This is a genomic window from Pyxidicoccus caerfyrddinensis, assembly GCF_010894405.1.
Taxonomy (GTDB): domain Bacteria; phylum Myxococcota; class Myxococcia; order Myxococcales; family Myxococcaceae; genus Myxococcus; species Myxococcus caerfyrddinensis.
In genome coordinates this window covers 1-4,372 of the sequence record NZ_JAAIYA010000073.1, presented here as the reverse complement: position 1 = coordinate 4,372, position 4,372 = coordinate 1, and the positions used below count along the sequence as shown (strand labels likewise).

The 4,372-nt window shown below is 70.8% G+C and carries 1 protein-coding gene; it reads right to left on the bottom strand.

Annotation, left to right across the window (positions count from 1 at the left end):
- On the bottom strand, positions 1 to 4,372 hold a 4,372-nt coding region (locus tag G4D86_RS51430), incomplete at both ends, for a non-ribosomal peptide synthetase (RefSeq protein WP_164003053.1).

Sequence of the window (4,372 nt, the reverse complement as noted above, 5' to 3'; positions counted from 1 at the left end):
GCTGACGGCCGGCGACCGGCGAGCCGACGGAGATGTCCTGCTGGCCGGAGTAGCGCGCCAGCAGCACCTGGAACGCGCCCAGCAGCAGCATGAAGGGCGTGGCGCCCTCCTGCTGGCACAGCGCCTTCACCGCCTCGGAGACCTGGAGCGGGAGACGGACGGGCACCTGGGCGCCGCGGAAGGTCTGCACGGGCGGGCGGGGCTTGTCCGTGGGCAGCTCCAGGACGGTGAGGCCGGCGAGTTGCTGCTTCCACCAGGCGAGCTGCGCTTCGAGCACCGCACCCTGGAGCCACTGGCGCTGCCACACCGCATAGTCCGCGTACTGGATGGGCAGCGGCGGCAGCGGTGACGGCCCGCCCTGGACGAAGGCGTTGTAGAGCGCGGCGACTTCGCGCACGAGCACGCCCGTGGACCAGCCGTCGGAGACGATGTGGTGCAGGTTGAGCGAGAGCACGTGCTCGACTGGACCCAGCTTCCACAGGCCCGCGCGCACCAGCGGACCGGTGGCGAGGTCGAACGGCCGCAGCGTGTCCTCGCGGAGCCGTCGCTGCAGCTCCTCCCGGGCGGACTCGGGCTCCATTGCACTGAGGTCCACGACAGGCAGCGGCAGCTCGGCATGGGAAGCGATGAGCTGAAGCGGCTGGCCGTCCTGCTGGACGAAGGTAGTGCGCAGGGCTTCGTGACGCCGCACCAGTTCCTCGAAGGCGCGGTGCAGGGCGGCCACGTCGAGGGGGCCCTGCATGCGAATGAAGCGGGGGATGCTGTAGGAGGAACCGCCGGGCTCGAGCTGGTCGATGAACCAGAGCCGCTGCTGGGCGAAGGACAGAGGCAGCGGGCCGGTGCGGGGCACGGGGACGATGGCGGGGGCCACGAGGCCATGCGCGGACTCACGGGCGGAGTCGATGCGAGCGGCGAGGCCCGCGAGGGTGGGGGCCTCGAAGAGGGCGCGAAGCTGCAGTTCCACGCCGAAGGTGGAGCGGATGCGCGAGATGACCTGGGTGGCCAGCAGGGAATGGCCGCCGAGGGCGAAGAAGTCGTCCTCCACGCTGATCTTCTCCATGCGCAGCAGCCCGGCCCAGAGGGAGGCGAGGATTTCCTCGGTGGGAGTGCGTGGGGCGACGTATTCGGAAGCGGAGGCAGAGGCCTCCGGGGCGGGCAGGGCCCTGCGGTCCACCTTGCCGCTGGGAGTCAGGGGGAAGGCTTCCAGCACGACGAAGGTCTGCGGCACCATGTACTCGGGGAGCTTCTCGTGCAGGCGCGCCCGCAGCGCGCTGACCTCCACGGCCTGCGTGTCCCCCCGTCCCACGACGTACGCGACCAGGCGCTTGTCGCCAGCCCGGTCCTCGCGAGCCAGCACCACCGCCTGCTGCACGGAGTGTTGCTGCTGCAGCGCGGACTCGATTTCGCCCAGCTCGATGCGCAGGCCGCGCACCTTCACCTGGAAGTCGGCGCGGCCCAGGTACTCCACCAGGCCGTCCGGCAGCCAGCGCGCCACGTCGCCGGTGCGGTACAGCCGCGCGCCCGGCGTGTCGCTGAAGGGGTCCGGAATGAAGCGCTCCGCTGTCAGCTCCGGGCGGCCCAGGTAGCCGCGCCCCACCTGCACACCGCCGATGAACAGCTCCCCCGGAACGCCGATGGGCACCGGCCGCAGGTGCACATCCAAGATGCGAATCTGGGTGTTGGCGACGGGGCGGCCAATGGGCACCGAGCGGTGCGGCTCCTCGCGCACGCACGCGTAATAGGTGACGTCGACGGCGGCCTCGGTGGGGCCGTAGAGGTTGTGCAGGTCGGCGGCGGGCAGCCGTTGCAGGCAGCGCTGCGCCAGCTCCAGTGGCAGGGCCTCACCGCTGCACACCACGCGCTTCAGCGTCGTGCACCGCTCCAGCCCTGGCTCCTCCAGGAACACCTGGAGCATGGACGGGACGAAGTGCACGGTGGTGACGCGCTCCTCGGCGATGAGCCGCGCGAGGTACGCGGGCTCCTGATGTCCGCCGGGTCGTGCCAGCACCAGGCGCGCGCCCGTCATGAGAGGCCAGAAGAACTCCCAGACGGACACGTCGAAGCTGAAGGGCGTCTTCTGCAGCACCGTGTCGGCCGCAGAGAGGCCGTACTCCTGCTGCATCCACAGCAGGCGGTTGACGACGGCGCGGTGCGAGTTCATCGCGCCCTTGGGGCGGCCGGTGCTGCCAGAGGTGAAGATGACGTAGGCCAATGAGTCCGCGGAAGCGAGTGGCGGGGGCGCGTGACGGGGCTGGAGGGCGAGCGAATCCGGGGGCGAGTCCAGGCAGAGCAGCCGCGCGTCATGCGCGGGAAGGCGCGAAAGCAGCCGCTGCAGTGCCAGCAACACGACGGGGCGCGCGTCTTCGAGCATCCACGCGAGGCGCTTGGCCGGGTAGTCCGGATCGAAGGGCACGTAGGCGCCACCGGCTTTGAGGGTGGCGAGCAGGGCCACCACCATTTCCAGCGAGCGCTCCAGGAAGAGGCCGACGCGCACTTCCGGGCCGACGCCCAGCGAGCGCAGGTGCCAGGCGAGCTGGTTGGAGCGTTCATCGAGCTGACGGTAGGTGAGGCACTGCTCGCCGAAGACGAGGGCCACCGCGTCGGGAGTGAGGCGGGCCTGGGCCTGGAACAGCTCGTGGATGGAGGTGTCGCGTGCGTCGTTGGAGCCCGTGGCGTTCCAGTCGAGCAACACCTGCTGGCGCTCGGAAGGGGAGAGCAGGGGCAGCTCACCCACGCGGGTATCGGGCAAGGCCAGCGCGGCCTCCAGCAGGGTTTGCAGGTGCTCCGCCATGCGGGAGACGGTGGAGGCGTCGAACAAGTCCGTGCGATAGCCCAGACTGCCCGACAGCCCGCGAGGGGTCTGCGTCAGCGAGAGCGTCAGGTCGAACTTGGAGGCCTCGGCCTCGCGCTCCAGGGGGACGAAGGACAGCCCCGAGAGGGAGAGCTCCGCAGGGGGAGCGTTGTTGAGCACGAGCATGACCTGGAAGAGAGGCGAGTGGCTGAGGCTGCGCTGGGGCTGCAGTTCCTCGACGAGCTTCTCGAAGGGCAGGTGCTGGTGCTCATAGGCGGCCAGGGTGGAGGCGCGCACTTGGGCGAGCAGCTCGCGGAAGGTGGCGAGGGGCTGCACGTGGGAGCGCAGGACGAGGGTGTTGACGAAGAAGCCGATGAGGCCCTCCGTCTCGCCGCGGGTGCGGCCGGCGATGGGAGAGCCGACGGTGACGTCGTCCTGGCCGGAGTAGCGCGCCAGCAGCAGTTGCCAGACGGCGAGCAGGGCCATGAAGGGAGTGACACCCTCGCGCTGGCAGAAGGCGGAGAGGGCCTCGGCCAGAGGCAGGGGCAGGTGGACGGGCAGCAGGGCGCCGCGCTGGGACTGGACGGCGGGGCGGGGCTTGTCGGTGGGCAACTCCAGCAGGGCCGGAGCACCGGAGAGCTGCTGCTTCCAGTAGTCGAGCTGGCCCTGGAGGACGTCACCCTGCAACCAGGAGCGCTGCCACGAAGCGAAGTCCGCGTACTGGACGGGGAGGGCCTCGAGGCGAGGCGTGTGGCCGGACGAGAGGGCCTCGTAGAAGGAGACCAGCTCGCGCACCAGCACGCCCATGGACCAGCCGTCGGAGACGATGTGGTGCAGGGTCAGTAGCAGCACGTGCTCTTGCGGATCGAGGCGCAGCAGCGAGACGCGCAGCAGCGGACCGGTGGCGAGGTTGAAGGGACGAAGGGCCTCGGCGGTCGCCAGACGGAGTGCTTCGGGCTGGCGCGTGTCCTCGGGCAGTTGGCTCAGGTCGACGACGTCCAGCGACAGGGCGGTGGACGGAGCGATGATCTGGACGGGGCCCGAGGGCTCCTCGCGGAACGTGGTGCGCAGCGACTCGTGCCGGTGCACCAGCGCTTCGAGGCTCTGGCGCAAGGCCTCGGTGTCCAGCACGCCGGACACTCGCAGGGCGGAGGGCATGTTGTAGGCGGGGGTGCCGGGCTCGAGCTGGTCGAGGAGCCACAGGCGCTGCTGGGCGAAGGAGAGAGGCAGCGGGCCCGTGCGTGGCAGGGGGACGAGGGCGGGCACCTGGCTTCCAGGGCCGGACGTGCGTGCGGAGTCGATGCGGGAGGCGAGGCCCTGGAGGGTGGGGGCCTCGAAGAGGGCACGCAGGGGCAGCTCCGCGCCGAAGGTGGAGCGCACGCGGGAGACGAGCTGGGTGGCCAGCAGGGAGTGGCCGCCCAGCTCGAAGAAGCTGTCGTGGACGCCCACGCGCTGCACGCGCAGCAGCTGGGCGAAGAGGCCGGCCAGCAGTTCCTCGGTGGGAGTGCGCGGGGGGACGTAGGTGCCGGCCGGGGAGGAGGACACCGACTGCGGAGGGGGCAGGGCCTTGCGGTCCACCTT